The sequence below is a fragment of the Mucilaginibacter segetis genome, assembly GCF_016522075.1.
GTDB classification, from domain to species: domain Bacteria; phylum Bacteroidota; class Bacteroidia; order Sphingobacteriales; family Sphingobacteriaceae; genus Mucilaginibacter; species Mucilaginibacter segetis.
Genome location: NZ_JAEHFW010000001.1, coordinates 741113 through 767891, shown reverse-complemented (window position 1 = coordinate 767891; position 26779 = coordinate 741113). Strand labels below are relative to the sequence as shown.

25 protein-coding genes are annotated in these 26779 nt (G+C 40.7%); 11 read left to right on the top strand and 14 right to left on the bottom strand.

Annotated elements, in window-relative coordinates:
- Positions 1-24 precede the first annotated feature (24 nt).
- The 6 genes from I5M19_RS03675 to I5M19_RS03650 form a co-directional block, all read right to left on the bottom strand.
- Entirely contained in the window at positions 25-765 is a 741-nt protein-coding gene (locus I5M19_RS03675; protein ID WP_200064139.1) for a DUF4397 domain-containing protein, read from the bottom strand.
- Between the two features lie 11 nt (positions 766-776).
- On the bottom strand, positions 777-1436 hold the full coding sequence (locus I5M19_RS03670; RefSeq protein WP_200064137.1) for a DUF4397 domain-containing protein: 660 nt from the start codon (positions 1434-1436) through the stop codon (positions 777-779).
- A 174-nt stretch (positions 1437-1610) separates the two neighbouring features.
- A complete protein-coding gene (gene dnaN, locus I5M19_RS03665; RefSeq protein WP_200064136.1) occupies positions 1611-2735 on the bottom strand; it encodes a DNA polymerase III subunit beta in 1125 nt (374 codons plus the stop codon).
- 37 nt (positions 2736-2772) lie between these two features.
- Entirely contained in the window at positions 2773-5175 is a 2403-nt protein-coding gene (gldG, locus tag I5M19_RS03660) for a gliding motility-associated ABC transporter substrate-binding protein GldG (protein ID WP_200064133.1), read from the bottom strand.
- Between the two features lie 36 nt (positions 5176-5211).
- Positions 5212-5715 (bottom strand): hypothetical protein, encoded by a 504-nt coding sequence (locus I5M19_RS03655; RefSeq protein ID WP_200064131.1) that lies wholly within the window; start codon positions 5713-5715, stop codon positions 5212-5214.
- Between the two features lie 10 nt (positions 5716-5725).
- On the bottom strand, positions 5726-6436 hold the full coding sequence (locus I5M19_RS03650; protein WP_200064129.1) for an ATP-binding cassette domain-containing protein: 711 nt from the start codon (positions 6434-6436) through the stop codon (positions 5726-5728).
- A gap of 244 nt (positions 6437-6680) precedes the next feature.
- Here I5M19_RS03650 and I5M19_RS03645 point away from each other — a divergent pair, with 244 nt between their 5' ends.
- From I5M19_RS03645 to I5M19_RS03635, 3 genes are all read left to right on the top strand, one after another.
- A complete protein-coding gene (locus I5M19_RS03645; RefSeq protein ID WP_200064127.1) occupies positions 6681-8159 on the top strand; it encodes a glycine--tRNA ligase in 1479 nt (492 codons plus the stop codon).
- A gap of 137 nt (positions 8160-8296) precedes the next feature.
- Complete coding sequence (locus I5M19_RS03640) at positions 8297-9787, top strand: hypothetical protein (protein WP_200064125.1); 1491 nt, start codon at positions 8297-8299, stop codon at positions 9785-9787.
- Positions 9788-9902: 115 nt separating this feature from the next.
- On the top strand, positions 9903-11021 hold the full coding sequence (locus tag I5M19_RS03635) for an AI-2E family transporter (RefSeq protein ID WP_214653017.1): 1119 nt from the start codon (positions 9903-9905) through the stop codon (positions 11019-11021).
- A gap of 49 nt (positions 11022-11070) precedes the next feature.
- Here the strand turns inward: I5M19_RS03635 and I5M19_RS03630 are convergent, their stop codons facing one another.
- The 5 genes from I5M19_RS03630 to namA all read right to left on the bottom strand — a co-directional run bounded on the left by I5M19_RS03630 (position 11071) and on the right by namA (position 16118).
- A complete protein-coding gene (locus I5M19_RS03630; protein ID WP_200064123.1) occupies positions 11071-12405 on the bottom strand; it encodes a M16 family metallopeptidase in 1335 nt (444 codons plus the stop codon).
- Between the two features lie 17 nt (positions 12406-12422).
- A complete protein-coding gene (locus I5M19_RS03625) occupies positions 12423-13802 on the bottom strand; it encodes a M16 family metallopeptidase (RefSeq protein WP_200064121.1) in 1380 nt (459 codons plus the stop codon).
- Between the two features lie 70 nt (positions 13803-13872).
- Positions 13873-14457, bottom strand: a complete 585-nt coding sequence (locus tag I5M19_RS03620) for a DUF4230 domain-containing protein (RefSeq protein WP_200064119.1) — start codon at positions 14455-14457, stop codon at positions 13873-13875.
- An 81-nt stretch (positions 14458-14538) separates the two neighbouring features.
- On the bottom strand, positions 14539-14958 hold the full coding sequence (locus tag I5M19_RS03615; protein ID WP_200064117.1) for an OsmC family protein: 420 nt from the start codon (positions 14956-14958) through the stop codon (positions 14539-14541).
- A 92-nt stretch (positions 14959-15050) separates the two neighbouring features.
- Complete coding sequence (namA, locus tag I5M19_RS03610; protein WP_200064115.1) at positions 15051-16118, bottom strand: NADPH dehydrogenase NamA; 1068 nt, start codon at positions 16116-16118, stop codon at positions 15051-15053.
- Positions 16119-16286: 168 nt separating this feature from the next.
- Between namA and I5M19_RS03605 the strand changes: the two genes are divergently transcribed.
- The gene (locus I5M19_RS03605) at positions 16287-17489 is read left to right on the top strand and encodes a cation:proton antiporter domain-containing protein (protein ID WP_200064113.1); all 1203 of its coding nucleotides are present in this window, start codon (positions 16287-16289) and stop codon (positions 17487-17489) included.
- Positions 17490-17497: 8 nt separating this feature from the next.
- On the opposite strand, the gene I5M19_RS03600 is transcribed toward I5M19_RS03605, so the two are convergent.
- The 3 genes from I5M19_RS03600 to I5M19_RS03590 all read right to left on the bottom strand — a co-directional run bounded on the left by I5M19_RS03600 (position 17498) and on the right by I5M19_RS03590 (position 21086).
- Positions 17498-18202 (bottom strand): SDR family NAD(P)-dependent oxidoreductase, encoded by a 705-nt coding sequence (locus tag I5M19_RS03600; RefSeq protein WP_200064111.1) that lies wholly within the window; start codon positions 18200-18202, stop codon positions 17498-17500.
- A 53-nt stretch (positions 18203-18255) separates the two neighbouring features.
- Positions 18256-20034: an aromatic amino acid hydroxylase gene (locus I5M19_RS03595; protein WP_200064109.1), complete on the bottom strand. Its 1779-nt coding sequence runs from the start codon at positions 20032-20034 to the stop codon at positions 18256-18258.
- Positions 20035-20135: 101 nt separating this feature from the next.
- A complete protein-coding gene (locus I5M19_RS03590; RefSeq protein WP_200064106.1) occupies positions 20136-21086 on the bottom strand; it encodes a lysylphosphatidylglycerol synthase transmembrane domain-containing protein in 951 nt (316 codons plus the stop codon).
- A gap of 165 nt (positions 21087-21251) precedes the next feature.
- Here I5M19_RS03590 and I5M19_RS03585 point away from each other — a divergent pair, with 165 nt between their 5' ends.
- The 7 genes from I5M19_RS03585 to I5M19_RS03555 all read left to right on the top strand — a co-directional run bounded on the left by I5M19_RS03585 (position 21252) and on the right by I5M19_RS03555 (position 26772).
- On the top strand, positions 21252-22118 hold the full coding sequence (locus I5M19_RS03585) for a carbon-nitrogen hydrolase (RefSeq protein WP_200064104.1): 867 nt from the start codon (positions 21252-21254) through the stop codon (positions 22116-22118).
- A gap of 71 nt (positions 22119-22189) precedes the next feature.
- Positions 22190-22543 (top strand): four helix bundle protein, encoded by a 354-nt coding sequence (locus tag I5M19_RS03580; protein WP_200064102.1) that lies wholly within the window; start codon positions 22190-22192, stop codon positions 22541-22543.
- An 8-nt stretch (positions 22544-22551) separates the two neighbouring features.
- Positions 22552-23598: an agmatine deiminase family protein gene (locus I5M19_RS03575; RefSeq protein ID WP_200064100.1), complete on the top strand. Its 1047-nt coding sequence runs from the start codon at positions 22552-22554 to the stop codon at positions 23596-23598.
- 214 nt (positions 23599-23812) lie between these two features.
- Complete coding sequence (locus tag I5M19_RS03570; RefSeq protein ID WP_200064098.1) at positions 23813-24616, top strand: LiaF transmembrane domain-containing protein; 804 nt, start codon at positions 23813-23815, stop codon at positions 24614-24616.
- 22 nt (positions 24617-24638) lie between these two features.
- Positions 24639-24974 carry a DUF4288 domain-containing protein gene (locus tag I5M19_RS03565; RefSeq protein ID WP_200064096.1) on the top strand — a complete coding sequence of 112 codons (336 nt, stop codon included), beginning with the start codon at positions 24639-24641 and terminating at the stop codon, positions 24972-24974.
- Positions 24975-24994: 20 nt separating this feature from the next.
- The gene (locus tag I5M19_RS03560) at positions 24995-26029 is read left to right on the top strand and encodes a sensor histidine kinase (RefSeq protein WP_214653016.1); all 1035 of its coding nucleotides are present in this window, start codon (positions 24995-24997) and stop codon (positions 26027-26029) included.
- Positions 26026-26772 carry a LytR/AlgR family response regulator transcription factor gene (locus tag I5M19_RS03555; protein ID WP_200064094.1) on the top strand — a complete coding sequence of 249 codons (747 nt, stop codon included), beginning with the start codon at positions 26026-26028 and terminating at the stop codon, positions 26770-26772. The genes I5M19_RS03560 and I5M19_RS03555 overlap by 4 nt, the downstream gene beginning before the upstream one ends.
- The last annotated feature ends 7 nt before the right edge of the window (positions 26773-26779 follow it).

Genomic DNA, 26779 nt, shown 5'->3' with positions numbered 1-26779 from the left:
AATAGTAAGATAATGCTATTGCCGTTAATAATTTTTATCGGGCAGTGTGTTTAGTATGATATTCGCCCCGAAGGCGGCCGTATCAGTACGGTTGGTTAAACCATAAGCATAAATAGTGTATAGTTTCCCGTCAAGCACAGGCACATTTTTTAAGGTTTTAAGTACCGTTGATGGCGCAGATGTGGCAGTAAAATTCAGATCGTAACTGCCGGCAGTAACTTCAATATAATCAGTTACCTGTTTATAGGCTACCTTTGAAAAGGCCAGCGTATCATTAGCGGTCATATTTAACCCAACGGAGCCCGGCGAGGCATTTACAAATCTTATTTTACCACGGCCTATAGCCGGCAAACTACCCGTATCAACGGTTAATACGGTTGCCAGCGAACTATCAGCACGCAGGCCAGTTACAAACCATGTATAATTAACATGTTGCTGTAGCGGGGTTTGCAATGTTAACAGATTCAGCTGGTTAACGCCATTTGTTATAGCCGGGCGTATCTGGAAAGGTGTGTCAGCTATATTCAGCAAAAAATATCCCGAAGCATTGGGATAACGATAGTTATTGGAATTTTGCTTAAAAAAATGAGTATATAAATTAAAGGGCTGCACATCTAAACTTAAATTAACAATATTAAGTTTAGCATTAGCTGTGCCGATGTTGGTTCCCTCTTTACCGCAGGATATAAATGAAGATACAAATAATACCCCGGCTATGATGATACAGAGGTAAAGCATTACACCGCTTTTATTTTTATTCATCATTTTTTAATAAGTTACCTGTTAACAAATAAGCCTATATCCACACTCCTGTTACCATTTATTGCCACTTTTGTAAACAGTGTATATATCCTACCCGAAAGTAAGGTCAGCGTAGTATCTATCTGCGGAACTGTAGTCCCGGTTTTATACACGCGTATATTTTTCAATCCGCTACCCACAGGTAAAAATACTGAAGAGCTTTTAAACGCGCGCGATTTAAAATTAACCGTATCGCCAACTAATACATCTAAATTGCCGGCATCAGGTGAGGCATTTACAAATCTCACCTTAGCAAGTTTATTGGTGTCAGCTATCAGGGTATCAATAGTAGAGAATGAATCATCAGCAGTATTGCCCGCGTATAAGCTATAAATCTTATTGGTATCAAGAGCTAAAGGCAACTCAAATAACACATTGGGCGTACCATTTATTTTGAACGCGTAATTTTGTTCACCTATGGGCACGCCTATATAGCCCGACGCCCCTAACGGGTACAAACTGGAACTGGTATTTATGCGAGTACCGTTTATATAATAGTTCAGTACATTGTTAGTGGCATTAATTACATTAAGATTTGTAGTTAATGTAGTAGTAGGTATATCATCGTTTTTTTTGCACGACGTAAAGGCGATTGCTAGTATTAATACAACTAAAACGGATAGCTTACTATTCATATCTATTACGAGGTCAGATGCTATATAACTCAATTTGTGTAATATTTGTTATTCGGCCCTACAAAAAAGTCCGGGTTTTTATGCCGGACTATAGTTTTTTATTTTATCACTAAATTTATACTGCGGATTTGTGCTATCATTTTCAACTGTTAAAATCAACAGATCAACAAATCACTACGCGTAGCTGTTCAGCATCACCGGCATCACCAGCATCAGTACATCCTCGTTCTCATCGCCGCCTTGTGGCAGTAACAAACCGGCACGGTTAGGTGTCGACATTTCCAGGGATACTTCCTCACAGGTTAAGTTTTTAAGCATCTCTATCAGGAACCGGGCATTAAAGCCAATCTCCAGATCTTCACCCTCGTACTGGCAGCTTAAACGCTCATGCGCTTCGTTGGCAAAGTCAATATCTTCGGATGATATGTTCAATTCGCTTCCGCTTATTTTCAGCCTGACCTGATGGGTAGTTTTATTAGCATAAATAGCCACACGACTAAGCGAACCTAAAAATGCTAACCTATCAATACTTAATTTATTAGGATTTTCTTTAGGAATAACAGCTTCATAATCAGGGTAACGCTCGTCAATTAAACGGCAAACCAAGTTAATGTTGCTGAATTTGAAGAACGCGCTGGTACTGTTATACTCTACCGATACATTAACATCATCGGCAGGCAAAGCCGATTTAAGCAGCGTTAAAGCTTTCTTTGGTAAAATAAATGAGGTGGTGCTTTCTGCTTTGGCGTCTAATCGACGATAGCGCACCAATTTATGCGCATCTGTAGCTACAAAGGTAAGGTACTGGCTCGATAACTGGCAGTAAACCCCCGTCATGGCGGGCCTTAACTCATCGTTGCTCACTGCAAATATGGTTTTGTTTATTGCCTCGCCTAAAACAGATGCAGGCAAATTTACCGACGACGCGTTTTCAACAACCGGTATCTTTGGAAAATCCTCGCCGTTTTCGCCGCTTAGTTTATATTTACCATCGCCGGCACTTATTTCAATAGCGAATGTCTTGTCATCAACCGAAAAAGCCACAGGCTGTTCAGGTAACGACTTTAAGGTATCGAGCAATATGCGCGACGGGATGGCAATTCTTCCGTTCTCCTTTGCTTCTACCTGCAATGAGGTGGTCATGCTGGTTTGCAGATCGGTAGCAGAAATAGTTAAGTTCCCGTCTTTTATCTCGAACAAAAAGTTTTCCAGTATAGGCAATACGGTACTGTTGCTAAGCGCGCCGCTTACTGACTGCAGTTGCTTGAGTAGTGTTGATGTGGAAACTATAAATCTCATGATGCTTTTTTACGTTTATCAACCAAAAGTATAAAATTTAATGAGCATACTTTCGCCTGCGCAAATAATGTTGAAAAATAGCAAATATTAACACTATTGCAATGGGGATAACATTATTTACCAACTGCCAGTAAAGTTTCTCGTTGCGGATGCGTGCCCGGTTGAGCAGTCGTATCTGTATCTCCTTATTGCGCAGCGATATCAAGCCCGAATCGTCTGCCAGGTAGTCAGCAATATTCAGCAACAGGTTTTTGTTGCCATAGCTTTTGCGGGTATACCTGTCGTAACCCAACGGGAATGGAGATCCGTCGGCATCAACCTGGTTCTTTAAAATGTCGCCATCGCTCAGTACGATCATTTTAGTGGGCTTACTTTCCTGCAAAACCTTTACCTGTCCGTTTAATCCTTCGGGTACCGGGCGGTTTCTAAAATCAGATTTGAATTTACCTTCCAGTAGTACTCCCGTTATTTTTGGCGCGCTCTGGAATTCTTTAGGATCAGGCTCCTCATTCAAGGCCTGTAAAGAAAGCATATGCGGCGAACTTAAATTCTTATTATACGGCGATGTAGTAAGCAGCACCGTTTTATTAACATTTTTTATATCAAGCACATCAATAGTGCTGGCAAATTCGCTGCGAATACCATCCAGGTTTCTAACCACCGGATGTTTAGAGAAAGGAATAAATACCGGATAAAACAGCCAGTGCAGCAATTGTATTTGCGGCTGTCCGCCTACATCACCGGTTGCCACAGGTATCTCAGAGCAGTTGATATCAGCGATCAGGTCGTAATTGATACGCACGCCATAACCAAAGAGCTGATCGTCCAGGTTCAGTTGTTTATTAAAGGCCAATTGCTCACCGCCATGCCCGCGCAAACTGTCCAGTTCTGCGCTAACCTGATCAATGGCCCAAAGTACCCGCCCGCCGCGCATAATAAACTGATCTAACTTAAATTTCTCCAACTCGGTAAAAGGTTTTTCAGGTTTAGCAATAACCAGCATACTTACCTTTTGCAGGCTATCAAAAGGAATGGTGCTCAGGTTAATACGGCCAACGCTGTAACCATCGGCCAGGGAACGTATGGCATCGTAAAGCTGCACATCACTTAGCTCATCGTGCCCCTCGGTAAAACCTATTTGCTGCCTGCCGCCGCTGGTTATCTTTTTTATGGCCGAGGTAAAGGCATATTCCAGGTTTTGAATGGAATTGTTCAGCACTTCATCGGGCGAAAGGTTTACGCTGCTTTGCGTTTGCAGCAGCTTTACCGGGATGCTTTTACCCCGGTACTCCACCAAAGCAAAGGGGAAAATTATTTTTTGGGATAAACCATCATCGGTTTTTACACTTAAATTCTGCGCCTCTATACCTTTAGCCTGTAAATTTTCAAAGGCCTGCTTTTGCTCATCCTGTGATAAACCCTTAAGCGGATCCAGAAAAACAAAATCAAGCTGATGATGACTGTATGCCTGCAGGTCTGATAACATATCCCTTACCGATGTTTGCAGCCTTTTCATTCCTCCTGGGAAATTATCGCCCTGTAAATAAACGGTTACGTTTACGGGTTGGGGCAAACTATCCATTACCTTACGGCTAACGGGCGATATGGTAAAGCGTTTCTCCTTAGTAAAATCGAACCGGGTGAAGGCAAAGTTCGATAACACACTTAACGAGATCATCAAACTCAGGGTTGACAGGAATACCGTGTTAATGAATTTCTTTTTTAACTGACGATGCAGCACAAACAGCGTCAGCCATATAAAAAGGGTAGACAGGATGATGAAATACACCAGATCGCGGGTATCCAGCACTCCACGACTTACGGAATCATAATGCTCGGTAATACCCAGGCTTGAAAGGCCAAGATCCTGCAGAGATAGTATAGTGCTCAGCGAATCGAACCCGCTATAAAAAAAGAAACACAAAAAAACCGCGATAGTAAACGATATCACCTGATTCTTACTTACGGACGATGCAAAAAGGCCGATCGCCGTAAACGATGCGCCCAATAAAAACAACCCGATATAAGAACCTATTACTGCACCGGTATCAATATTACCCTGGGGCGTACCTAATGTATAAACACTAAAATAATATACCAATGTGGGCACTAAGGCAAACACTACCACCAGCACCCCGGCAAAGTATTTACCTAAAATTATTTGCAGGTCGGTAAGGGGCCGGGTAAGCAGTAGTTCAAAAGTTCCTTCGCGGCGTTCTTCTGCAAGCGAGCGCATGGTAATGGCAGGCACCAGAAACATAAAAAGATACGGCGCCGTGCTGAACAAACTCTCGAGCCCGGCATAGCCGTAGTTAAGTATGCTGGTATCCGGGAAAACCCATAAAAACAATCCTAAAACCAACAAAAACACACAAATGGTAACATAGGCTACCAATGAACTGAGGTATGAGGTTATTTCTTTTTTTAGGATAGTTAACACGTTATGCTTTAAATATGATAATTTAATAATTAAAATTTACCAGCCTAAACGATAGGCCACCCGAAAAGCCGTAAGACGTATGCGTCCGCTTCCCCAGTTTTCGTACCTGAAACCAAAATCAACACCGGTATGCTTACCCGTGGGAATAATAAATCCCGGGCCTATAGAATAAGCGAATAACTTATCCTTATCGTAATTGGTTTCTATAGCGGTACCTAATTCACCTTCGGCATAAAAACCCGGACTAAAAAAATACTTGGCTCCTGCCTTTAAAGGTACAATCCCGATAGGATCCTGCGAACTTGAGCTACCTATCAGCGAGCTTTTAAAATAAACACTGGTATAGCCGGCAGTAACACTTAAACTTAAGGAATTGGCTATCGGTACTTCCGCCTTTCCGTATCCCCCGAATGCCACATTATAAATACTATTAGAAGGGAAACCGAGATCTAAACCCACACTAAAAGCTTTTTGAGGGGCCACCTGTGCCTTTGCAATAAAGCTTGCAAATAAAAATGCAAGGAGTATAAATTTCTTCATGCTGTTTTGTTCAATTATTATTGGTTAACGCTATAAAAATACTTTCGAGGGTTTTATCGCCATTTTTACTACGCATATTTTGCAGGGTATCATTAGCAGCAATTTTACCTTTATTGATAATGATCACCCTTTCGCACACCGCTTCTACCTCCTGCATGATATGGGTTGATAGTATAATGGTTTTTGTTTTACCCAGATCAAGTATCAATTGGCGTATGCCTATCAATTGGTTTGGATCGAGCCCGGAAGTCGGCTCATCCAATATCAGCACCTTCGGATCGTGTAAAATAGCCTGGGCCAGTCCTACCCTTTGGCGATACCCTTTTGACAGCTGATTTATTTTTTTATGCTGCTCGGGCTGTAAGCCGGTTTGTTCTATAACTTCAGCAATACGTTTTTGCGGCTTTTGCAACCCGTGAATGCCCGCCACAAAACCCAATGCTTCCTTTACGTACATATCCGTATAAAGAGGATTACTTTCGGGCAGGTAACCAATATGGCGCTTTACCTCCAGGGGTTGCCTGCTGATATCAAAACCACAAACAGTAGCCGTGCCCGCGGTTTGCGGAATAAAACAAGTAAGCATTTTCATGGTGGTTGATTTACCCGCGCCGTTTGGCCCTAAAAAGCCAAGTACACCCGGTTCTGCGGAAAAACTGATCTCATCAACCGCTTTTTGTTGCCCGTAAATTTTTGTTAGTCCCTCTACCCGGATACTCATGCGGTAAAAATAGAGGTTAGATATGAGATTTGAGACATGAGATTTAAGAAAACAATATGGTACAATAACGAATGTCTAATTATGAACGCCGAATACTGAACTGATAATATGATTGCTGCATTTTTAATTCATCATTCTGCACCAAGTGTAGGAAACAGGGTATCCGAAAGGTTTGTTTTATCTTATTATCTGTGAACTAAAATCACTTTCGCACTTTCGGACTAAAACTTATCTTTGCCGTATTATGAGCAAATCAACCGACGAACTTTTTAAGAACGTAATATCACATGCCAAAGAATATGGCTTTGTTTTCCCTTCAAGCGAGATATATGACGGATTAAGCGCCGTTTACGACTACGGGCAAAACGGCTCGGAGTTAAAGAATAACCTTAAAACCTATTGGTGGAAAGCAATGGTGCAAATGCATGATAACATTGTTGGTATTGATTCTGCCATATTTATGCACCCTACTATCTGGAAAGCCAGCGGCCACGTTGACGGGTTCAGTGATCCGATGATCGACAATAAAGACAGCAAGAAACGCTACCGCGCAGATCAACTGCTGGAAGATAAAATAGCCAAATACGATGAGGAAGGCAAAACCAGCGAGGCTGAAGAACTTCAAATTGAAATGGATAACGCTTTAAAGGCCGAGGATCTGCCCCGCCTGCGTGAGTTGATTATAGAACACCAAATTAAATGCCCCATAAGCGGCACCGCTAACTGGACGGATGTGCGCCAGTTTAACCTGATGTTCAGCACCCAGATGGGCGCCGTAGCCGATGATGCGGATGTAGTTTACCTGCGCCCTGAAACGGCACAGGGTATATTTGTTAACTACCTTAACGTGCAAAAATCGGGCAGGATGAAAATCCCTTTCGGAATTGCGCAAATTGGCAAGGCTTTCCGTAACGAAGTAATTGCTCGCCAGTTCATAATCCGCATGCGCGAGTTTGAGCAAATGGAAATGCAATATTTTGTACGCCCCGGCACACAGCGCGAATGGTTTGATAAATGGAAGGAAACACGCCTTAAGTGGCATTTAGCTTTAGGCACCCCTGCAGAAAAGTACCGTTACCACGAACATACCAAACTGGCACACTACGCTGATGCGGCTTTTGACATTGAATTTGATTTCCCTTTCGGCTTTAAAGAGGTAGAGGGCATACATAGCCGTACCGATTTTGACTTGAGCCAGCACGAGAAATTCTCCCGTAAAAAAATGCAGTATTTCGATCCCGAGGTTAATCCGGAAACCGGCAAACCTTTCGGAAACTACATCCCTTACGTAATTGAAACCTCGATAGGTTTAGACCGTCTGTTCCTGCTTACGCTGGTTAACGCTTATGAAGAGGAAGACCTGAGCACCGAAGAAAAGCAGGATAGCCGTACCGTATTGCGCCTGCACCCATGTCTTGCCCCGGTTAAAGCCGCCATATTTCCGTTGACTAAAAAAGATGGCCTGCCCGAAAAGGCCCGCGAAATAATGGATAAGCTAAAGCTCGACTTTAACCTGCAATACGAGGAAAAGGATGCTATCGGCAAACGCTATCGCCGCCAGGATGCTATTGGCACTCCTTTCTGTATCACCGTTGACCATCAAACTTTAGAGGACAACACCGTAACCATACGGCATCGCGATACCATGAAACAGGAGCGTGTTGCTGCCGACCAGTTAGACCGCATTATAGGCGATCTGGTTAGCTGGAAAAACGTTTTATAGATATTTATCTCCCCGATATTTAAGGGCTTGCCATAATCGGCAGGCCTTTTTTAGTGACGAACTTTAATAAAAATTAATTCGCTCAGGCATATTAAAGTTATTTGCACTAATCTGTTTTTTTTACCGAAATTCATTTTATGAAAAAAACCTTATTTATCAGCTTTATTCTGTTTGCTAATTTCTTTCTGGCATCCGCACAGCAAGAGTCCCCTTTAATAGAAGATTTCGTAAAAAATATTAAAGGCAGTAGTGCTTTTGTTTTCAATGATCATCTTAATGTTTTGCGAGTTAATATCGATAATGAAAATTTCGAGCTTTTGGGTCTTGATGATAAGATGCAGGTTAAATGGAAAACAACTCTTAAAGGATACATTATTGACGCAGATCGTTTTAAAGGGAAAATAGCAGCTTTAGCATCAACTGAGTTTAGTGGTATGAAGGGAGGAAGCAATAATACTTATAAAGCATATATGCTTAACCCTGAAAATGGTAAAGTATTAGCGGAAAAAATAATTTACAGTGCCTCAGACGAATATATGTTTTACCCGAAAATGGCAACGGGTGAGGGAGCTTTTTTCAAAATACTAATAAGGCAAAGCGGCATCAAACGTAAGTTGCATGTAGGTTTACCCGGACCATTGGCCTTGATCACCCTTAACTCCATGGCTAAAGATCATACTGAAACTATGGGGTTAGAGGTATTAGATCTGGATGAAAACCTTGATTCAGTAAATAGCTTTAAACCGGCTATTGCCAACGGAAATTTCAACATGGGAGTTTGGAATAATAAAGGTGATATGTTCCTGAGTTGGTTTAACGGCCCAAGTATTGATCTGTATAAATATCCGGCGAATAAAAAAGAGCCATCTGCACAATTGAATGTCAGTGTTGCATTTAAGCCTGATAAATTAGCCGGACCGGATGAGAATATATTATTTATCCCTTCAAAGCTCAACAGCAATGTGGTTTATTATAGTGTAATATATAAAAATCAGGATAATGATACAGAACTTGGTGTGGGTAAATTTGATTTTCAAAACAATGGAAAAGACTTTGTAAAAGAAGTTTATGATAAACAAACCATGAAAGCGATCAAAAAAAATTACATATCCATCAATAAAAAAATCGACGATCCTGATATGGGAAATTCAGGTAAATTAAAAATATTGTATGCAGACGAATATAACGACAAATTATTTGTCACCTTATCAACAGTAAATCATATATCAAGCAGTATTAGTGGAGGCTGGTATGTTGGCCAAGATGCACATATCATTAATTGTTATGATCAAAATCTCAAAAGAAATTTTCAACAGGTTTTACCTTCAAGATACATTTACCCAGCACAGCTTTTAGAAACTGGTTCCCACTTCCAAAAACAAAAATTATATATCGTGGCGAACAATAGATCCGGCAACACAATTAATGGCTTATATGCAGTACTGGATATTAATACCGGCAAGTGGGAAAAGATGGAAATACTTCCGAAAAAGCATATTGACAAAACTGACTATGTGGAAGGCTTATCAATCTTGTGGTTCAATAACAATTTTGTAATCCCTTATTTCTCCTTGAAGGGGTTAATGAGATCAAAATTAAACATTTCGCTGCAGCAAAATACTTATTAGAAACTGCACAAATTATTCGTTAAAAACATTGTTTATTGTTGCTTAAGCTGAATAATAATACGTCAAAAACAATTATTGCCTTCACTCCTTTTCTGTTTGTCTTAAATATAAGCATATGTCAATAATAAAAATAAAAGATCAGCCATTTTACATACAAAGTACGGCGGTTTTGTTTGGTCTGGTATTGTTTGTTTATTCGCTCTCCCAACTTGCGGATGTGCTCATACCATTGGCATTTGCAGTGTTTTTTGCCATATTATTAAACCCGTTAAGCAACAGGTTACAGCGTTTAAAAATACCAAAGGTGCTTTCTATTATGATATCCCTATTGGTTGCTTTAATAGTTGTAGGTATAGTGTTTTATTTCTTATCAACCCAAATCATCCAGTTTGGTGATGCCCTGCCTATGCTAAAAGAAAAATTCGGAGCGGTTACTGCAGATATTAAAGAGTGGATATCTTCAACCTTCGGATTGGCGGTAGCCAAGCAGGATCAAATGATAAAGGACGCGTTGAATAACAGCCAGTCTGTGCTTGGTAAAACCCTTGGCAGTGTGCTTGGCACCTTAGGTATTGTATTTTTACTGCCCGTTTATATTTTTTTAATGCTTTTTTATAAAACCCTTATACTTAATTTCCTGTATGAGGTTTTCGCTGAAGAAAATTCCAAAAAAGTAAGCGAGGTGTTAAGCGAAACTAAAATTGCTATACAAAGCTACATAGTTGGCTTATTAATAGAAACACTTATAGTAGCATTAATGAACTCGACTGCACTTGTGTTGTTAGGAGTCAGATATGGTATTTTAATAGGCTGCATAGGTGCACTGCTTAACCTTTTGCCTTACATAGGCGGCATTATAGCCATAGCCCTGCCGGTATTAATGGCTACGGTTACTAAAGATGGTTACTCCACCCAATTGGGGGTAATATTATCTTATATAGTTATACAGTTTATTGATAATAATGTATTAGTACCCCGTATAGTATCATCAAAAGTGCAGATAAACGCCATGATGTCAATAGTAGTGGTTTTGCTGGGAAACCAGCTATGGGGCTTACCGGGTATGTTTTTATCTATACCTTTCATAGCGGTTTTAAAGATCATATTTGATCGTATTGACGGCCTTAAGCCCTGGGGTAAATTACTGGGAGATACCGTGCCTACACGCCACATGGGCGATCTTTGGCGAAACCGGAAAAAAAGAAAAGCAGTATTATCTAAAGCGGAACAATAGACCAGTTCATGAGAGATCGAGTTTCTCTCATGAACTGATCAACTATTTATTAGTGACTAACAGGATTATCGCCTTTATTAAGCGTACCGTTTGTATATAATAACGGGTTAACTTTTTTGGTATCGCCCTGATATACCCAAACTATATTGCCTATATATTTACGGAAGGCATCGCTCACCTGCTCGGGTGTAAGTTTTTTAACATCATCAACCAAAGTAAGGGAGCGTTTCCAGTCGTTATGTAACACCTGGTTTGATACGATTGACGAAGCCTGGGCGCTGTTTGTTTCGTTTTTATAGTAAAAGCCGGTTAAATAGGTAACTTTCATATCTTCCACTTCATCTTTACGGAAACCTTCACGCTTGATTTTATCAACTAGTTTATCAAAAACAGCAATGTATTTATCGGGCTGTGTGGTTGATACCGAGAACCTTGCCGAAGCAGTAGAACCTCCGCTGAACCATGCCTGCGGTGCATAAGATAAACCATTATTGGTACGGATATCAAGGAAATGCCTGTCGGCAAATATACGCATAGCCACATTAAAGGCATTAAAATCAGGCGTGCCCGGCGACGGGCCACTGGTTACACCTTCTACATAATTTGTGGCAAGATCGCGATTCTCTGACGAGAATGAATTTTTATATACCCTGAAGAATGATTTTTTAAGGGTAAACGGGGTGCCTTGTTTAATGCCGTCAAGCATAGCTTTTACTTTGCTCTCAATTTCACTGCGGTCAAGATCAGCCACTACCACGATCAGCATGCGTGAACGGGTTAATATAGATTGGTAGTAAGCCTTTGTTTCCTCGGGCGTTAATTTTTCCACCGTTTCTACAGTACCTGCAGGATCTTTAGCATAATCTCTGCCTGCAAAAGCTACTTTGTCCGCATATTTATCAATAGCAGCATCCGGCTGTGAGTCGGCCTGTTTTATATTGCTGATGGCATCTTCTTTAATACGGGCAAACTCCTTAGCATCAAACTTAGGCATGGTAAGTGCCTCCACGTATAATGGCCACACTTTATCAAAGTCGCCCTTTATACAATTAAGCCTTAATACAGCATAATTTTTATTAGTATAACCATATACTGCTGCACTCACTTTATCTAACTGGTTCTTAAACTCATTTTTATCATGCTTAAGCGTGCCACATTCGGTAAGCGCGCTAAAAGCCAGCGATTCTATTCCTGCTTTGTCAGCAGGATAGTTTTGTACGCCGCCTTTTATTACGGTTTGTATCTCTACAATGTCGTTTCCGCTCGGTTGTACTATCACCTTCACACCGTCTACAGTTGTTTCATAAGCTTTGTCCTGAGCATTGGCGGCCTTAGCAGTTATTATTGCTAAAGCAATACCCAGTATGTATGTATACTTTCTCATTTTCATAAAATTTAATATTACTTAGCGGTAAAAAATGAAGCCACATTATATTTTTTACTCATTTCAGGACTGATAACCATGCCCGCTACTTTTGGCTTACCGATAATATATTTATCCAGATATCTTTGTATATCACCGCGGGAAATCTTTTGGTAATTATCGTCCAGATCGGTATAATAATCAAGCGAGGTACTGCACCATTGATAACTCATCTGGCTCGGCAAACTGGATGGTTTTTCTTTACTGCGTATATCATCACGCAAAAGAATAGCCTTAGCATCAGCCAGCTGCTCGTCAGTGTAGTAATCTGCATCTTTCCACATGCTTATCTGGTGCATGGTTTCATCAAAACACTCTTTAATTTTTGCGGGATTAGGTACTACAAATACATCAACCGGGCCAACAAACCTGCTGGTACGGTAACTTACACTCGCATAACTTGCCAGACCCTTATCTACCAATGCCTGCTGCAGTTTCGATGAGTTTAAACCCAATATGGTGGAAAATACATCGGCTGCGATGGTTGAGGCGGAATCTGTATTATAACCCGGGCCTTGCCATGATATTTGCATATAAGGAGTACGAGCTATCGTCATTTCCTTTATAAAAGACGTATCCTTTTTAAGTGGCTCAAACGCAGGTATAGGATATTTTACCTGCGGATCAAAACCGCTGCTTTGCCATGAGCCAAAGATGTTCTCGGCCATTTTAAAAGCGTCTTCGTGCTTTACATCTCCGCAAATAGTTAATAAGCTATTATTAGGGTAGTAATATTTATTTTTGATGACCATCATTTTTTCGGGTGTAGCGGTATTAATTACCTCGTGAATCCCGATGGGCATTTTGCGGGTGATCAGATCGCCCCACAATCTCTTTTGCATTTCGTAATATAACTGAAAACCAGGATCGCTTTCAGCACGCTGGAATTCGCCATCAACAACAGGCCGTTCCTTTTGCATATCCTCTTCGCGGTATATCGGGAAACGAATAGCGGAGTTCATGAAATTTAACCCTGCTTTAAGGCTGTCACGGTCAAACGTGAAGAAATAATTCACCCTTTCCACATCCGTTGTTCCGTTCCATATTGCACCCAGTTCCTGTGTACGTTTTAAAAACTTCTCCTGAGTTGGGTAATCCCGGTTAGCTTTAAAAAACATGTGCTCAAAAAGGTGGGAAAGGCCACTAAACTCCGGTCCTTCGGTATAAGCGCCATTTTTTACCGCTATCTCAATAGTTGCAAGAGGTACTTTGCTGTTCTCAATAACAACAACTTCCAGTCCGTTAGGCAGCTTTTTCCAGAAGTAACCTTCCGGTAGCCTGGGCTGGGCAAACGCGCATACAGAACACCATATTCCTGCGGCGCTTAAGGTTAAAATTTTTATAAACTTTGAGGTCATATTTATGGATTTTAAATATTATGCCATAAATATATTAGTATATATCCAAAAACTTATATTCAATAAAGGTTTATTTGAACTTTAACACCACCTTTTTGCCGGAAACATTTTCTAAAAAAGGGCGGAATATCAGGCCCGCATTTTGCTGTGCCTTGCCAAGGAGATTCATTTCATTCGCGGTGGTCAGCATTTTTTTCTCCGCTATCTGGTAAACATCCTCTACCATTGATTTAGCTTTATCAGGAAACCATACGCCTGAAACATCGTACACCTTTGATTTTTGATGATCGAGCTTTACGTAACAAATTTCGGGCTTGGGCAGATTTACCCAAATGCTATCAGCTGTTTGGGTAATATCATCCTTTTTTACCTTGGTAAGATCTATACAGGCGGTTACTTCCCCTACGGCTACAAACAATACCCGCGAATCCGGTAAAATAGTATGCAGTTCCTTCTTTTCTATTACATCCTTCATGGCGTACTTCACCAGTTCCAATTTTCCCATTGATACAATGCGTGATACCATTACGTCTTCGTTAACCTCAGTACGGGTAGTATTAAATTCGTGCTTTACATAAAAGAAAATAAATATCAGGAAACCGGTAATAACAAGGGCAAGTATCAGCGTAACGGAAATTCGGGAACGGTTGGTCATAATTTTGAACGTTTATTTTGGAACAACAAAAAATGGCGATGGTTTTCGCCATCGCCATTTAAAATAAACATTATCAATATTTTAAGCGTACTGCACATTTAAGGTAATAGGTACACTTAACGCTTTGGAAACTATGCAATTGGCTTTTGCGCCTTCGGCAATTTCCTTAAATTTTGCTTCGTCAACACCGTCTATTGTTGAGGCTTTCATGTCCAGGTGTATACCCTTTATTTCCAGCGCTGCCATATCCAGATCCAGTATAGCATCGGTTGTGAGGTCGCCTGGAGTAAAACCTGCCTGAGTTAATGCGGCGCCTACAGCCATAGTAAAGCAACCTGCATGTGCGGCGGCTATCAATTCTTCGGGGTTGGTACCTACTCCTTCTTCAAAACGTGTTTTAAAAGAGTATTGTGTTTTATTAAGGGTGGTACTTTGCGTTGTTATTTCGCCCTTACCATCTTTAAGGGTACCGTTCCAATGTGCATTTGCTGTACGTTTCATGTGTTTTTGTTTTTTGTTGGTGAGTATTACTAATGTAGTGATATATTGGTTTAAAATAAAATATTCAATATTAAGTGTGTACTAAAAAGCTATTACCATTTAGCGCGTTCATACTGTTCAGGCCATTTTACGTCATGCTCTAATGCGTGCGCCGCACGCAACGGGAAATTAGGATCGCGCAGAAACTCGCGCGCCAGTAAAACCATATCTGCCTGGCCGTTTTGTACAATCTCATTTGCCTGCGATGGCTCTGTAATAAGGCCTACCGCACCTGTAAGCATGCCCGTTTGTTTTTTAACTTCTTGGGCAAACGGAACCTGATAACCCGGCTTAACCTCGATACGCGCTCCGGCAACATTACCACCGCTCGAGCAATCTATTAGGTCAACGCCTTTATCTTTTAATACTTTAGCCAGTTTTACAGAGTCATCTATACTCCAGCCCCCCTCAGTCCACTCTGAAGCGGATATACGAACGAACAATGGATAATCCTTTGGCCAAACTTCGTTAACGGTTTCTACAATTTCCACCAGAAAACGAATCCGGTTCTCAAATGACCCGCCGTACTCATCTGTCCGGTGGTTACTCATTGGCGATAAAAACTCATTGATCAGATAACCATGCGCGCCATGTAGTTCTACAACTTTAAAGCCTGCAGCTATTGCGCGTATGGTTGCTGCTTTAAAATCGGATTTTACTTTTTCTATGGCGGCTTTATCCATTTCAAGCGGAGCCTCTTCAGCATCGGTAAATGCAACAGGGCTTGGTGCTACACTTTGCCAGCCATTTTCAGCAGTGGTAGGTATTTGCTTTCCGCCATTCCAGGGTTCTGCGTGGCTTGCTTTGCGGCCGGCATGTGCCAGTTGTACACCCGCTACTGCACCTTGCTCTTCAATAAAAGTAGTGATCTCTTTTAGCTTGTCAATATGTTCATCCTTCCATATACCTAAATCAGCCGGACTGATACGTCCTTCGGGTGAAACCGCTGTAGCCTCAGTGATGATCAACGCTGCGCCACCAACTGCGCGGCTGCCTAAATGTACCAGGTGCCAATTGTTGGCGAAACCATCAGTACTGGAATATTCGCACATGGGCGACACCACTATGCGATTTTTAAATTCAATATTTTTTATTTTTAACGGAGAGAATAAATGATCCATGTATGTTATGTTTTATCTGCAAATATGATTAAGTAACCACAATGGCGTCTCACGGTTTTGTAAAAGTAGGCGCCTTTGTATATAAATTACTTATAGATGAACATTTATTGATATTTTGCGTTGATGGCAGTAAAAGCCCGATTATGTTACCCCTAATCAAATCATAATTTGACTACTTACACTACATTAATAATTTTGACGGGGCTGGTGATCTTCTCCTACCTGTTCGACCTCATAGCGGGTAAAACGAAAATACCTTCTGTTATTTTACTGCTTTTTTTAGGTATAGGTATCCGCCTAATAGTAGATTACTTTAACCTGCTGAAATTTAACTTCGCTGCCATATTGCCGGCATTAGGCACATTGGGATTAATATTGATAGTTTTTGAGGGCGCTTTGGAATTAAAATATTCTCCCAAAAAGAACAAGATCATTAAAAAATCCTTTTTCTCGGCCTTTTTTATTATGTTAGTTACCGCAGTTTTAATAACGCTGGTAATTTATTATTTAAGCGGCCAAAGCATTTATAAATGTTTTATAAATGCCATACCGTTTTGTGTGGTAAGTTCAGCCATTGCCATACCATCTGCTTCGGGTATCAGTAAAGAGAAAAAAGAATTTATTATTTATGAGTCCTCTTTTTCAGATATACTTGCAGTAGTACTGTTCAATTTCATGATCAGTAACAAGCATATTGGCATATCGTCTTTCGCTAATCTGGGTATGGAACTGGTAATTATTTTAGTGGTGGCCATATGCTCCTGTTTATTTTTATTATACCTTATTGGCCGCATCACTCACCATATTAAATCATTCCTTATCATTTCTATACTGATATTGGTTTATTGCATAGGACAGAGCTATCATTTATCGGCATTAATTATAGTTTTGGCCTTAGGACTGTTCCTTAATAACGCCAGTCAGATCAACTTTCCGCTTTTTAAAAAATATTTTATATATCCAACGCTGGCTTACGATATTAAGCAGTTGTTCCAGTTATCCGCAGAGAGTGCTTTTTTAATGCGCACCTTCTTTTTCATAATTTTCGGTTACAGCATGCAGCTTTATGAATTGCAGAAATGGTCGGTCATTGCTAATGGTGCGCTGATACTGCTGATTATTTACCTGGTAAGATATGCATACATTAAACTGGTTTTAAAAACAGCCACGCTAATGCCCGAACTGGTTATTATACCTCGCGGATTGATAAGTGTATTGTTATACTACAGCCTGCCGCCGGAAATTAAGATACCGCCTATTGAGTCGGGTTTGTTATTTGTGGTGATACTGGGCACCAGCGTTATCATGAGCCTCGGATTGTTAGGCACACGCAAACAATCAATCACCGATAAAGAATTTGAAGATGTGTAATTGAACTTTTAAGGGGTAGATACCGCGACCGGCAGAATTTTACCGTTAAAAAAGCGATGTCCATTTATGGCAAAGTCAGCAATATATTTACCCATTTCAAAAGCCATCACAGGCGATTCATAACCGGGGAAGGCCCGCTCCAGCATCTCGGTTTGCGCAGAACCTAATGCCAGGCAATTCACTTTTATACCTTGTTCGGTAAGCTCCTGCGCTAAACACTCGGTAAGCGTATGCAGGGCCGCTTTACTTGCTGAATAAGCTGCCAGCCCGGGAAATTTAGCACTGCCCTGAAAACCGCCCATACTGCCGATGTTAAGAATATGCGAACCCTCGCCCATAAAGCCAAGCAGACTTTGTATAATACGCACATGCCCTATATAGTTACTTTGCAGCATCTCCACAAAATCGGTTTCTAACAGCTCCGTAAAGGGTTTGTTGATCAAAACACCTGCGTTGTTTATCAATACATCCACACGGTCATCAAAATTACTGTTGATGAATTGCTGTAAACCTGCGTAATCATCATGTATAATGTCAAAAGCGATGGCATATACTTCGCAATCAGGATTCAATCCTTTGGCTATCTCCAGTAACTTTTCCAGCTTATCTTGCGAGCGCGCCAGGGCAATTACCTTATGCTTACCAGATAGTATCAGTTCTAATACCGCTTCGAAACCCACACCGCTGCTGGCGCCTGTTATAATAATATTCATTAAGCGTGCTACCGTTAAATAATGATTGTTACCTGCAAATTTAATATTAGTAATTAAACCACCAACTTCTCATCTACCGGGTGCTTTATTAAATAAAGGCCGTCAGTAATCAATTTTTTTAAATCCGGTTCGTGGATAGCCTTGTATTCCAGAAAAGACCGTATCTCCTTAGTTAATTCAGGCTCGATGCTTTCATGTTCCAATATTTCCAGTATTTCCATCGCGCATAACCAATCGTCGTTATGGTCTTTACGCAAACATCTCCATGCATTTCCTAAAAACGCATATCCACTAAAAGTTTGCCTGCAATTACGCACCTGTTGATAAAGCTTATGCAACTGCCGTGTTTTATAATCATATTGCGGATGATGTGTGACTGTTTTTGATTTATAAGCAGTTTCCATATAGGCATCCCTATCAGCCGCACCCCCATAAACTGATATAATACTTTCGCCTACAGCCATATCATATACACCCCATGCAGGATCAAACAATATATCGCCTTTTTTATTTTTAACAGTGCAGTTGGCAAAGCTTATAATTTGAATACGGCTTTCATCTATATGTATGTTCTTCACTTTTCCGGATACCTTTATCCCGCTTTCAAATTCAAGCAGGGTTTCGCAACCTTTAGCAATGCCGGCTTTTTTAAGTTCCCCGTCTCCAAAAGCCTCCAGCGGAGTATCATATCCTTTTAATTTACCAACCGGCGAACTAAAGCCATCCTTGTGATATTTTTTACCGTGTCCTTTTATTTCATTATTACGCACGGCAAGGGCAGTTGGACTACCAGTTTTTATAAATACGGGGGTTCCTTTGTCATCAACCATAACATCAGCAAACGTGCCGGAAACCTGCAACCCTGAGCTGTAAACAGCAGTACAGGTATTTTTACTCGCTATAGCTTTTTGCAGCCCATATAAACCTCCGCGGCGATAAGCCATAGTATCAGCAAATTGCTCCAATACATCAATCAGGTTTTGGAATGTTGGTGTTACAAAAAGCTGGGGTTGTGTTTTGGTGATGTCGTACGTATAATTTACCGAATCAATAGTGTACAAGAGTTTTTTAACATCGGGCTGCATGCAACTGGTGCTTTCGCCTATTGATGACAATAACCCGGCGCCGTATATCTTAGCATCGTCTAAGGTGCCTATGAGGCCGTATTCCACCGTCCACCAGTGCAGGCGGCTCAACAGGGCCATTTCGGATGGTTCGCCCATGTTATCCTGCCGGTAGGCAACCAGTTCATCAGCCTTTTTTATCTCGTCTTCATCAGCATCAGGCATTTCCTTTAAAATAGATAAGGCCCGTATAGCTTCGTACAGTTCAAAATCCTGCGCGCTGAACATTGCCTTTGCTCCTATCGATCCAAAGTAACTTAGGTATTCATGATAGTCTTTATCGGCTATTATCGGTGCATGTCCGGCAGATTCATGTATAATATCCGGAGCGGGTGTATACTCAATGTGCTTTAACTGACGTATATCCGCAGCTATTACCAGTACACGGTAAGCCTGGTATTCCATAAAGGCAGCAGGAGGTATAAAACCATCCACAGTAACAGCTCCCCAACCAATTTTTGCCAGGGCATCGTTCATTTCCTGCAGGTCGGGTATCTTTTCAATAGTTAGCCCGGCCTTTTGCAAACCTGGTATATATGGATAGTAAGCAACATTTTTAAGGTAACTGTAATTTTGGCGCATAACATATCGCCACACAGCATGGTCTATGGGCGTATAATGCTCATAATGCTGATTAACTATAAATTGCTTTAAATGGCGTGGCAACGCCGCAACCTGCGGGTTGTTAAAATCATTAAATCGACTCATTTAGTTTTGTCAGGTTTATAACAAAACGTAAAATTAGTAAAGTTTATTGGTTGTTAAATGCGGCCACGATAGTATAATGATGTAAAGACTTAATCTTTAATTCATTCTGTTTCCACTTCGCCTTTTGGTAAACCTTCTTGTAAACGGCTTGGGCGTATCACATAATAAATGCCAAACAAGGCTACAATAAGAGAGATAATATAAAATGAACCGGGTAAAAAAACTGCAAGGCTTTTTTCCATCGGAAAAAATTTAGTAAGCCAGGTAAAAACGGTTTCACGTACACCTGCACCACCAATACTTATCGGGATAATGGTAGCTAAGGCAGATATTAGAAAAGATAACAGGTATGGTGAAAATTTACCTTCAAAATCTTGCCCTACTAATACAAATACAATAGCCAATAATTGCAAACTCTGTACAACTACAGCTTTAAGATGCGCCTCAAAAAAGTAACGTGTGTAATCTCTGAAGAATTTATACGCCACAAAATAATATATGACCGATGCCACTACAAAAATACCCAGTGGTATGGTAATATGTATATCTATTTGCGGAATTAAAAATATTAGTGCAACAGTTATCAGGCCAATAGCCCACAGGCCGCTCAGCCTATCAAACATTATGGCCCAGAAAACTTTTTTAGCCGGTAATTTATAGTTTTTATTAAGCAAATATATTTTGTATCCATCTCCCCCTATACCACCCGGTAATAAAAAATTATAGAATAAGCCTAACAGGTATAAACGAAAATTGAATCGCGGATCGAGCTTTAGGTGGATAGATTTAAAAAAACTGAGCAAACGCCAGGAGGAGATAACCATTGAGGCAAAAAAGCTAAGTAAAGCTGCAAACATCCACCAGTAATTGGCATGAAACAGCCTGAATTTAACATCCTGAAAGTTAACTTTACGAAAAACAAAATACAGTAAAACAGAGGTTACCGCAAACTTTAGCACCACCTTAGTTATACTCCATACGGTATCTTTCCAGGTTTTAGGTTTAAGCGCTTTTTCAGTTTCTTCCAACTCTGTTTGGGCCAGATCTTTCATTTGGCTGCAAAGGTAATAAATTAGTAATTAGTTGATTTGAGAATAGTAATAACTTAACACACCTTAACATATTACATTTTAATGAGCCAATAATGCGATGTAAAACCCTGGGTAAATTATATAATATATAAAAAAACGGTAATTTTGCACAAAATTTCATCTGCTATGGGTAAAGTAAAAGTAGGATTAGTGCAAATGACCTGCACTGCAAATAAACAGGAAAACCTTGATAAAGCTATTGTTAAAGTTAGAGAAGCAGCGCAAAAAGGCGCGCAGATAGTTTGTTTGCAGGAGCTTTTTACCTCCTTATATTTTTGCGATACTGAAGATTACGACAACTTTAAACTGGCAGAGGCTATCCCCGGCCCGTCGACCGACGCCTTATCAAAAGTAGCGGCTGAGTTGGGCGTGGTAATCATAGCATCATTATTTGAGAAACGTGCACAGGGGCTTTACCATAACACCACCGCTGTTTTAGATGCCGATGGTTCCTATTTAGGTAAATATCGCAAAATGCACATACCGGATGATCCGGGTTTTTATGAAAAATTCTACTTCACCCCGGGTGATATGGGATATAAGGTGTTCAAAACCAAATTTGCTACCATAGGAGTGCTGATATGCTGGGATCAGTGGTATCCGGAAGCTGCACGCATCACTGCTTTAATGGGAGCCGAAATATTATTTTATCCAACTGCTATAGGCTGGGCTACAACGCAGGATGAGGCAACTAATACCGAACAGTATAATGCCTGGCAAACTATACAGCGCTCACACGCTGTGGCAAATGGTGTTCATGTGGTTAGTGTTAACCGCGCCGGTGAAGAGGCGGGAGTTCAATTCTGGGGAGGTTCATTTGTGGCGAATCCATTCGGTACAGTAATGTACCAGGCATCGCACCATGATGAGGAAGTAAACGTAACTGAACTTGACTTGGATAAAAGCGATTACTACCGCAGTCACTGGCCATTTTTACGCGACCGCCGTATAGATAGCTATCAGCCTATAACAAAACGGCTTTTGGATGAATAGTTTAGTCCATTGACCATAGTCGATAGTCCATAAAAATTTAAGATAGGATTTTGGTAAAATAATATTAAAAAATGCCATTTAAATTTGAAAATTTACAGGTATGGAGAAAAGCTTTAGATCTTACAGAAGACATAAATAATCTTGCTAAAATCAATTTCCCAAAAGATGAGCTTTTTGTATTAACTTCTCAAATAAAAAGAGCCGCGGATTCTGTAGTTTTAAATATTGCAGAGGGATGTACAGGACAAACAAACGCAACATTTAAACTGTTCTTAGGCTACGCTTTACGATCTGCTATTGAGGTGGTATCTTGCTTATTTATAGCAAAAAAACGAAACATTATAAAAGAAACGGATTTCCAACAGTTGTACAATGAGTATGAAATATTGTGCAAAATGCGTACTGCTTTAAGAAACTCTTTATAAAATTTGCTATGGACTATCTACCATCGACTATTGACTTAAAATTTCACTTTCCTGCCGAATGGGCGCCCCATACCGCAACCTGGTTAAGCTGGCCACATAAGGAGGCATCATGGCCGGGCAAACTGGATATGATCTACAGTAAGTATGCCGAATTTATAAAGGTGCTTACCCAAGGCGAAATTGTGAGGATAAACGTGGCGGATGAACAAATGGCCACTTTTGCCAAGCAACAATTGCAAGCCGTTGGTGCTGATTTGAGCAAGGTAGAATTTTTTGAGTTCCCTACTAATGATGCCTGGTGCCGCGATCACGGGCCGGCTTTTTTGGTGAATTACGATACAAAAGAAAAAGCTATTGTTGATTGGGGCTATAACGCCTGGGGCGACAAATACCCGCCGTATGATCTGGATGATGTAATTCCTACTAAAATTGGCAAGCACTTTAATCTGCCGGTGTATCACCCCGGCATTGTAATGGAAGGTGGCTCGGTTGACTTTAATGGAGCAGGAACAGTGTTAACTACCACCGCCTGTTTGCTTAATAAAAACCGCAACCCGAATTTAAATCAGAAGCAAATAGAGGAATATCTGCAAAAATATTACGGCGTTGAACAGGTACTTTGGCTCGGCGATGGTATTATCGGAGATGATACCGACGGACACATCGATGATATTACCCGTTTTGTAAACACCGATACGGTAGTTACCGTAGTAGAAGAGAACAAGCAGGACGAAAACTACCACATACTACAGGAAAATTTGGCTACGCTGAAAACCATGCGTTTGCTAAATGACAAGCAATTGAACATTATTGAACTACCTATGCCCGATCCTGTTATTTACGACGGCCAGCGCCTGCCTGCCTCTTATGCTAATTTTTACATTGGTAACGCGGCTGTGGTTGTACCCACCTATCGCTGTAAAAATGACGATAAGGCGCTGGAAATTTTACAAGGCTGCTTCCCGGAAAGAAAGGTTGTAGGTATTGATTCTACTGATATCATTTGGGGATTAGGTAGTTTCCATTGCCTTAGTCAGCAGGAGCCGGAGGTATAATTTGTATTTAGAGATTTCGTCTTATTGACCTTCATCAATTAGGTGATTAATCCCTCTGCGGAAAATCCGGAAATATAAGGGGTTTAAACTTCCCTGATATTTCACCGACAATATTCCCACCCTTACCGACTACTTTATTTATATTGCCAATTATACATTTGTATATACGCGGTGTTACCTTAGTTTTGGGGTAACAATAAAATTAAAACAAATCATGTCCAACAATATAGATCATCAAAGCAAATTACCTAAAGGCAAAATAATGGCCGGGGTAATACTGCTTATAGTAGGTGGTATACTACTTATACAGCAGTTCAATTTTTTCTTTTTTCCATCATGGCTGTTTAGCTGGCCAATGTGGCTTATAGTATGGGGCCTGTATGTAGGCGCTAAACATAATTTCCGCAAACCCATCTGGTTCATTCTTATAATTTTAGGAGTAGGGTTTCTGCTCGACAGGGAGATCCCCGGTTTTGATATCAGTGGCATTATGTGGCCTATACTTATTATTGCCTTTGGTTTATGGATCATCTTAAGGCGTAATTACGGCGATAAATATTTAGGCGACACCGACCAAGCTAAACCTAATGCTACTTTTGCAGAAGTGGATTACACCGTAAAGCCAAATGATGATGTACCTCCAATTAACCCTAATCCTGGGGTGCCACCTTACTCACCTGATGACCATCTGGATGCAACCGCAATTTTTGGGGGAGTAAATAAAAGCATATTCTCTAAAAATTTCAGAGGTGGGGATATTACCAATATTTTTGGTGGTACAGAACTGGATTTTACCCAGGCTGATATTAATGGCCGCGTGGTAATAGATATTACACAGGTGTTTGGTGGTACCAAAATAATAGTTCCTGCCAACTGGCATGTAGTGTCTGATCTGGCTGCTGTGTTTGCCGGTGTAGATGATAAACGGATCAAAAATCCGCAGGTAATAAAAAGCGACAAAATACTGATGATAAAGGGTGTATCCATATTTGCAGGAATAGAAATACGCAGCTATTAATTAAACCGAAGTTATTTAAGTTATGAATTGGTACGTAGCAAAATTAGTTTTCAGAGTTATCAGTGGCAATGGCGACCACAACCCACAGTTTGACGAACAATTGCGACTGATAAAGGCTGAAACAGAAATACAGGCGTTTGAAAAAGCAAGCAACATTGGTCATGCCAACCAGGACAGCTTTTTTAACGTACAAAAGCAAACCGTTAAGTGGCAGTTTATTGATGTTGCCGAATTAAACCCGATAAACACCCCCGAAGATGGCACCGAACTTTATTACAATATCCATGAAGCAACTGACCCGGATTTGTATATAGCCTGGGCGCATCATAAATCGGCGCTGTTAGGCGTTAAAAACTAAACCCATAAAAACCAACAATTTTGGCCTCATCACAATTATCGCCATCAAAATTATTCGGAGCCTTTGCAATTTGCGGGGTGGTATGGGCTGCATTACAGGCCTATATCATTAACAGCTTTGGCTTTGTTTGGGTTACCGCACTAACTGATAGCATTTTAAGCGCGCTTTTATTATCTGTTGCATGCTGGCTTATTAATAACAACTTACGTTATTATCAGCCCGATAAGGGCAGCTATATTTACTTAATAATATGGTGCGCAGCGCTGGCAGGTGGTTGCACCGCTGCTGCAAGGTGGTTATTGCCTTTGTTTGATTTCGGGCAGGTTTACCTTAACTTTTTACAGCAATCATTAACCATACGCCTTTTTACCGACTTTCTGGCTATCGGCTGGATGGCCATGATAAGTGCACTTTTTTATTCACAACTCGATCATAAAAAAACCGAACAACGTAAAACCGAAGCAGAAAAACTGGCCCGCGATGCTGAACTATATAACCTAAGGCAGCAGTTGCAACCCCATTTTTTATTTAACAGCCTTAATTCAATCAACGCGCTTATCGGTTTTAAACCCGACCAGGCAAGAAAAATGATACACCAGTTATCCGACTTTTTACGCGGTACCTTAAAAAAGGATGATCAGTTACTTGTTTCATTAAGTGATGAGTTACAACACCTTAACTTGTATCTGGAAATTGAAAAGGTACGTTTTGGACACCGCTTGCAAACCGAAATAAGTTGCGATGGCAATTGCGGCGAAGCCTTGCTGCCCAGTATGCTTTTACAACCTTTGGTAGAGAATGCCATTAAATTTGGCTTGTATGATACTACTGAAGCGGTAACTGTGAGCATACGCGGTGAAATTGAGGACCAGTACCTCATTATTATGATCCAAAATCCTTATGATCCCAAAACATCCAGGCCACGCAAGGGCACGGGGTTTGGCTTAAGCGGGGTGCAACGCAGACTTTATTTGATATTTGCCCGTAACGATTTGATGGAAACTCATGCAAATGATAATATATTTACAACCATAATAAAAATACCTCAGTTATGATACGTGCGTTAATTATTGATGATGAACCTTTGGCCCGTATGGTTGTACTGGAATACTTGCAGGCTTTTAAACAAATAGAAGTTTTACAGGAATGCGGCGATGGCTTTGAGGGGCTTAAAGCTATTCAGCAACACCAACCCGACCTGATATTTTTGGATGTTCAGATGCCAAAAATAAACGGTTTTGAAATGCTGGAACTGGTAGAGGATCCGCCAGCTGTCATTTTTGCTACCGCTTTTGATGAATATGCCATTAAAGCTTTTGAGGCCCACGCTATTGATTATTTATTAAAACCCTTTAGCAAAGAGCGTTTTGACAAGGCGATAGAAAAGTATCTGGCACAAGCAACTGCTGCCACGCCAGCTCCTAAACAAACCGAAACTTTGTTGGAAACAGCAGCACAATCACCGGCGCAAAACGAACGTATTGTAGTTAAAACAGGCACAAAAGTTAAAATTATTGCCGTTCAGGATGTGGAGTATTTACAGGCTGATGATGATTATGTAAGCGTAATTACCGCAGAAGGTGCCTTTCTCAAAAACAAGACCATGAACTTTTTTGAAAAGACGCTGGATCCGCGCCAGTTTATACGTGTGCACCGTTCGTACATTATCGCCATACCTCAAATAACCCGGTTGGATCCGTACGAAAAAGACAGCCATATCGCTATCCTTAAATCGGGCGCTAAAATACCGGTAAGTAAAACAGGTTACGCCAAGTTAAAACAGGTGTTGGGGATATAAAAGTAGT

What these genes read in the sequence shown, in the direction of transcription:
- I5M19_RS03675 (WP_200064139.1), bottom strand. Translation starts at nt 765, where the DNA reads ATGATGAATAAAAATAAAAGCGGTGTAATGCTTTACCTCTGTATCATC.
- I5M19_RS03670 (WP_200064137.1), bottom strand. Translation starts at nt 1,436, where the DNA reads ATGAATAGTAAGCTATCCGTTTTAGTTGTATTAATACTAGCAATCGCC.
- dnaN (WP_200064136.1), bottom strand. Translation starts at nt 2,735, where the DNA reads ATGAGATTTATAGTTTCCACATCAACACTACTCAAGCAACTGCAGTCA.
- I5M19_RS03655 (WP_200064131.1), bottom strand. Translation starts at nt 5,715, where the DNA reads ATGAAGAAATTTATACTCCTTGCATTTTTATTTGCAAGCTTTATTGCA.
- I5M19_RS03650 (WP_200064129.1), bottom strand. Translation starts at nt 6,436, where the DNA reads ATGAGTATCCGGGTAGAGGGACTAACAAAAATTTACGGGCAACAAAAA.
- I5M19_RS03645 (WP_200064127.1), top strand. Translation starts at nt 6,681, where the DNA reads ATGAGCAAATCAACCGACGAACTTTTTAAGAACGTAATATCACATGCC.
- I5M19_RS03640 (WP_200064125.1), top strand. Translation starts at nt 8,297, where the DNA reads ATGAAAAAAACCTTATTTATCAGCTTTATTCTGTTTGCTAATTTCTTT.
- I5M19_RS03635 (WP_214653017.1), top strand. Translation starts at nt 9,903, where the DNA reads ATGTCAATAATAAAAATAAAAGATCAGCCATTTTACATACAAAGTACG.
- I5M19_RS03630 (WP_200064123.1), bottom strand. Translation starts at nt 12,405, where the DNA reads ATGAGAAAGTATACATACATACTGGGTATTGCTTTAGCAATAATAACT.
- I5M19_RS03625 (WP_200064121.1), bottom strand. Translation starts at nt 13,802, where the DNA reads ATGACCTCAAAGTTTATAAAAATTTTAACCTTAAGCGCCGCAGGAATA.
- I5M19_RS03620 (WP_200064119.1), bottom strand. Translation starts at nt 14,457, where the DNA reads ATGACCAACCGTTCCCGAATTTCCGTTACGCTGATACTTGCCCTTGTT.
- I5M19_RS03615 (WP_200064117.1), bottom strand. Translation starts at nt 14,958, where the DNA reads ATGAAACGTACAGCAAATGCACATTGGAACGGTACCCTTAAAGATGGT.
- namA (WP_200064115.1), bottom strand. Translation starts at nt 16,118, where the DNA reads ATGGATCATTTATTCTCTCCGTTAAAAATAAAAAATATTGAATTTAAA.
- I5M19_RS03600 (WP_200064111.1), bottom strand. Translation starts at nt 18,202, where the DNA reads ATGAATATTATTATAACAGGCGCCAGCAGCGGTGTGGGTTTCGAAGCG.
- I5M19_RS03595 (WP_200064109.1), bottom strand. Translation starts at nt 20,034, where the DNA reads ATGAGTCGATTTAATGATTTTAACAACCCGCAGGTTGCGGCGTTGCCA.
- I5M19_RS03590 (WP_200064106.1), bottom strand. Translation starts at nt 21,086, where the DNA reads ATGAAAGATCTGGCCCAAACAGAGTTGGAAGAAACTGAAAAAGCGCTT.
- I5M19_RS03585 (WP_200064104.1), top strand. Translation starts at nt 21,252, where the DNA reads ATGGGTAAAGTAAAAGTAGGATTAGTGCAAATGACCTGCACTGCAAAT.
- I5M19_RS03580 (WP_200064102.1), top strand. Translation starts at nt 22,190, where the DNA reads ATGCCATTTAAATTTGAAAATTTACAGGTATGGAGAAAAGCTTTAGAT.
- I5M19_RS03575 (WP_200064100.1), top strand. Translation starts at nt 22,552, where the DNA reads ATGGACTATCTACCATCGACTATTGACTTAAAATTTCACTTTCCTGCC.
- I5M19_RS03570 (WP_200064098.1), top strand. Translation starts at nt 23,813, where the DNA reads ATGTCCAACAATATAGATCATCAAAGCAAATTACCTAAAGGCAAAATA.
- I5M19_RS03565 (WP_200064096.1), top strand. Translation starts at nt 24,639, where the DNA reads ATGAATTGGTACGTAGCAAAATTAGTTTTCAGAGTTATCAGTGGCAAT.
- I5M19_RS03555 (WP_200064094.1), top strand. Translation starts at nt 26,026, where the DNA reads ATGATACGTGCGTTAATTATTGATGATGAACCTTTGGCCCGTATGGTT.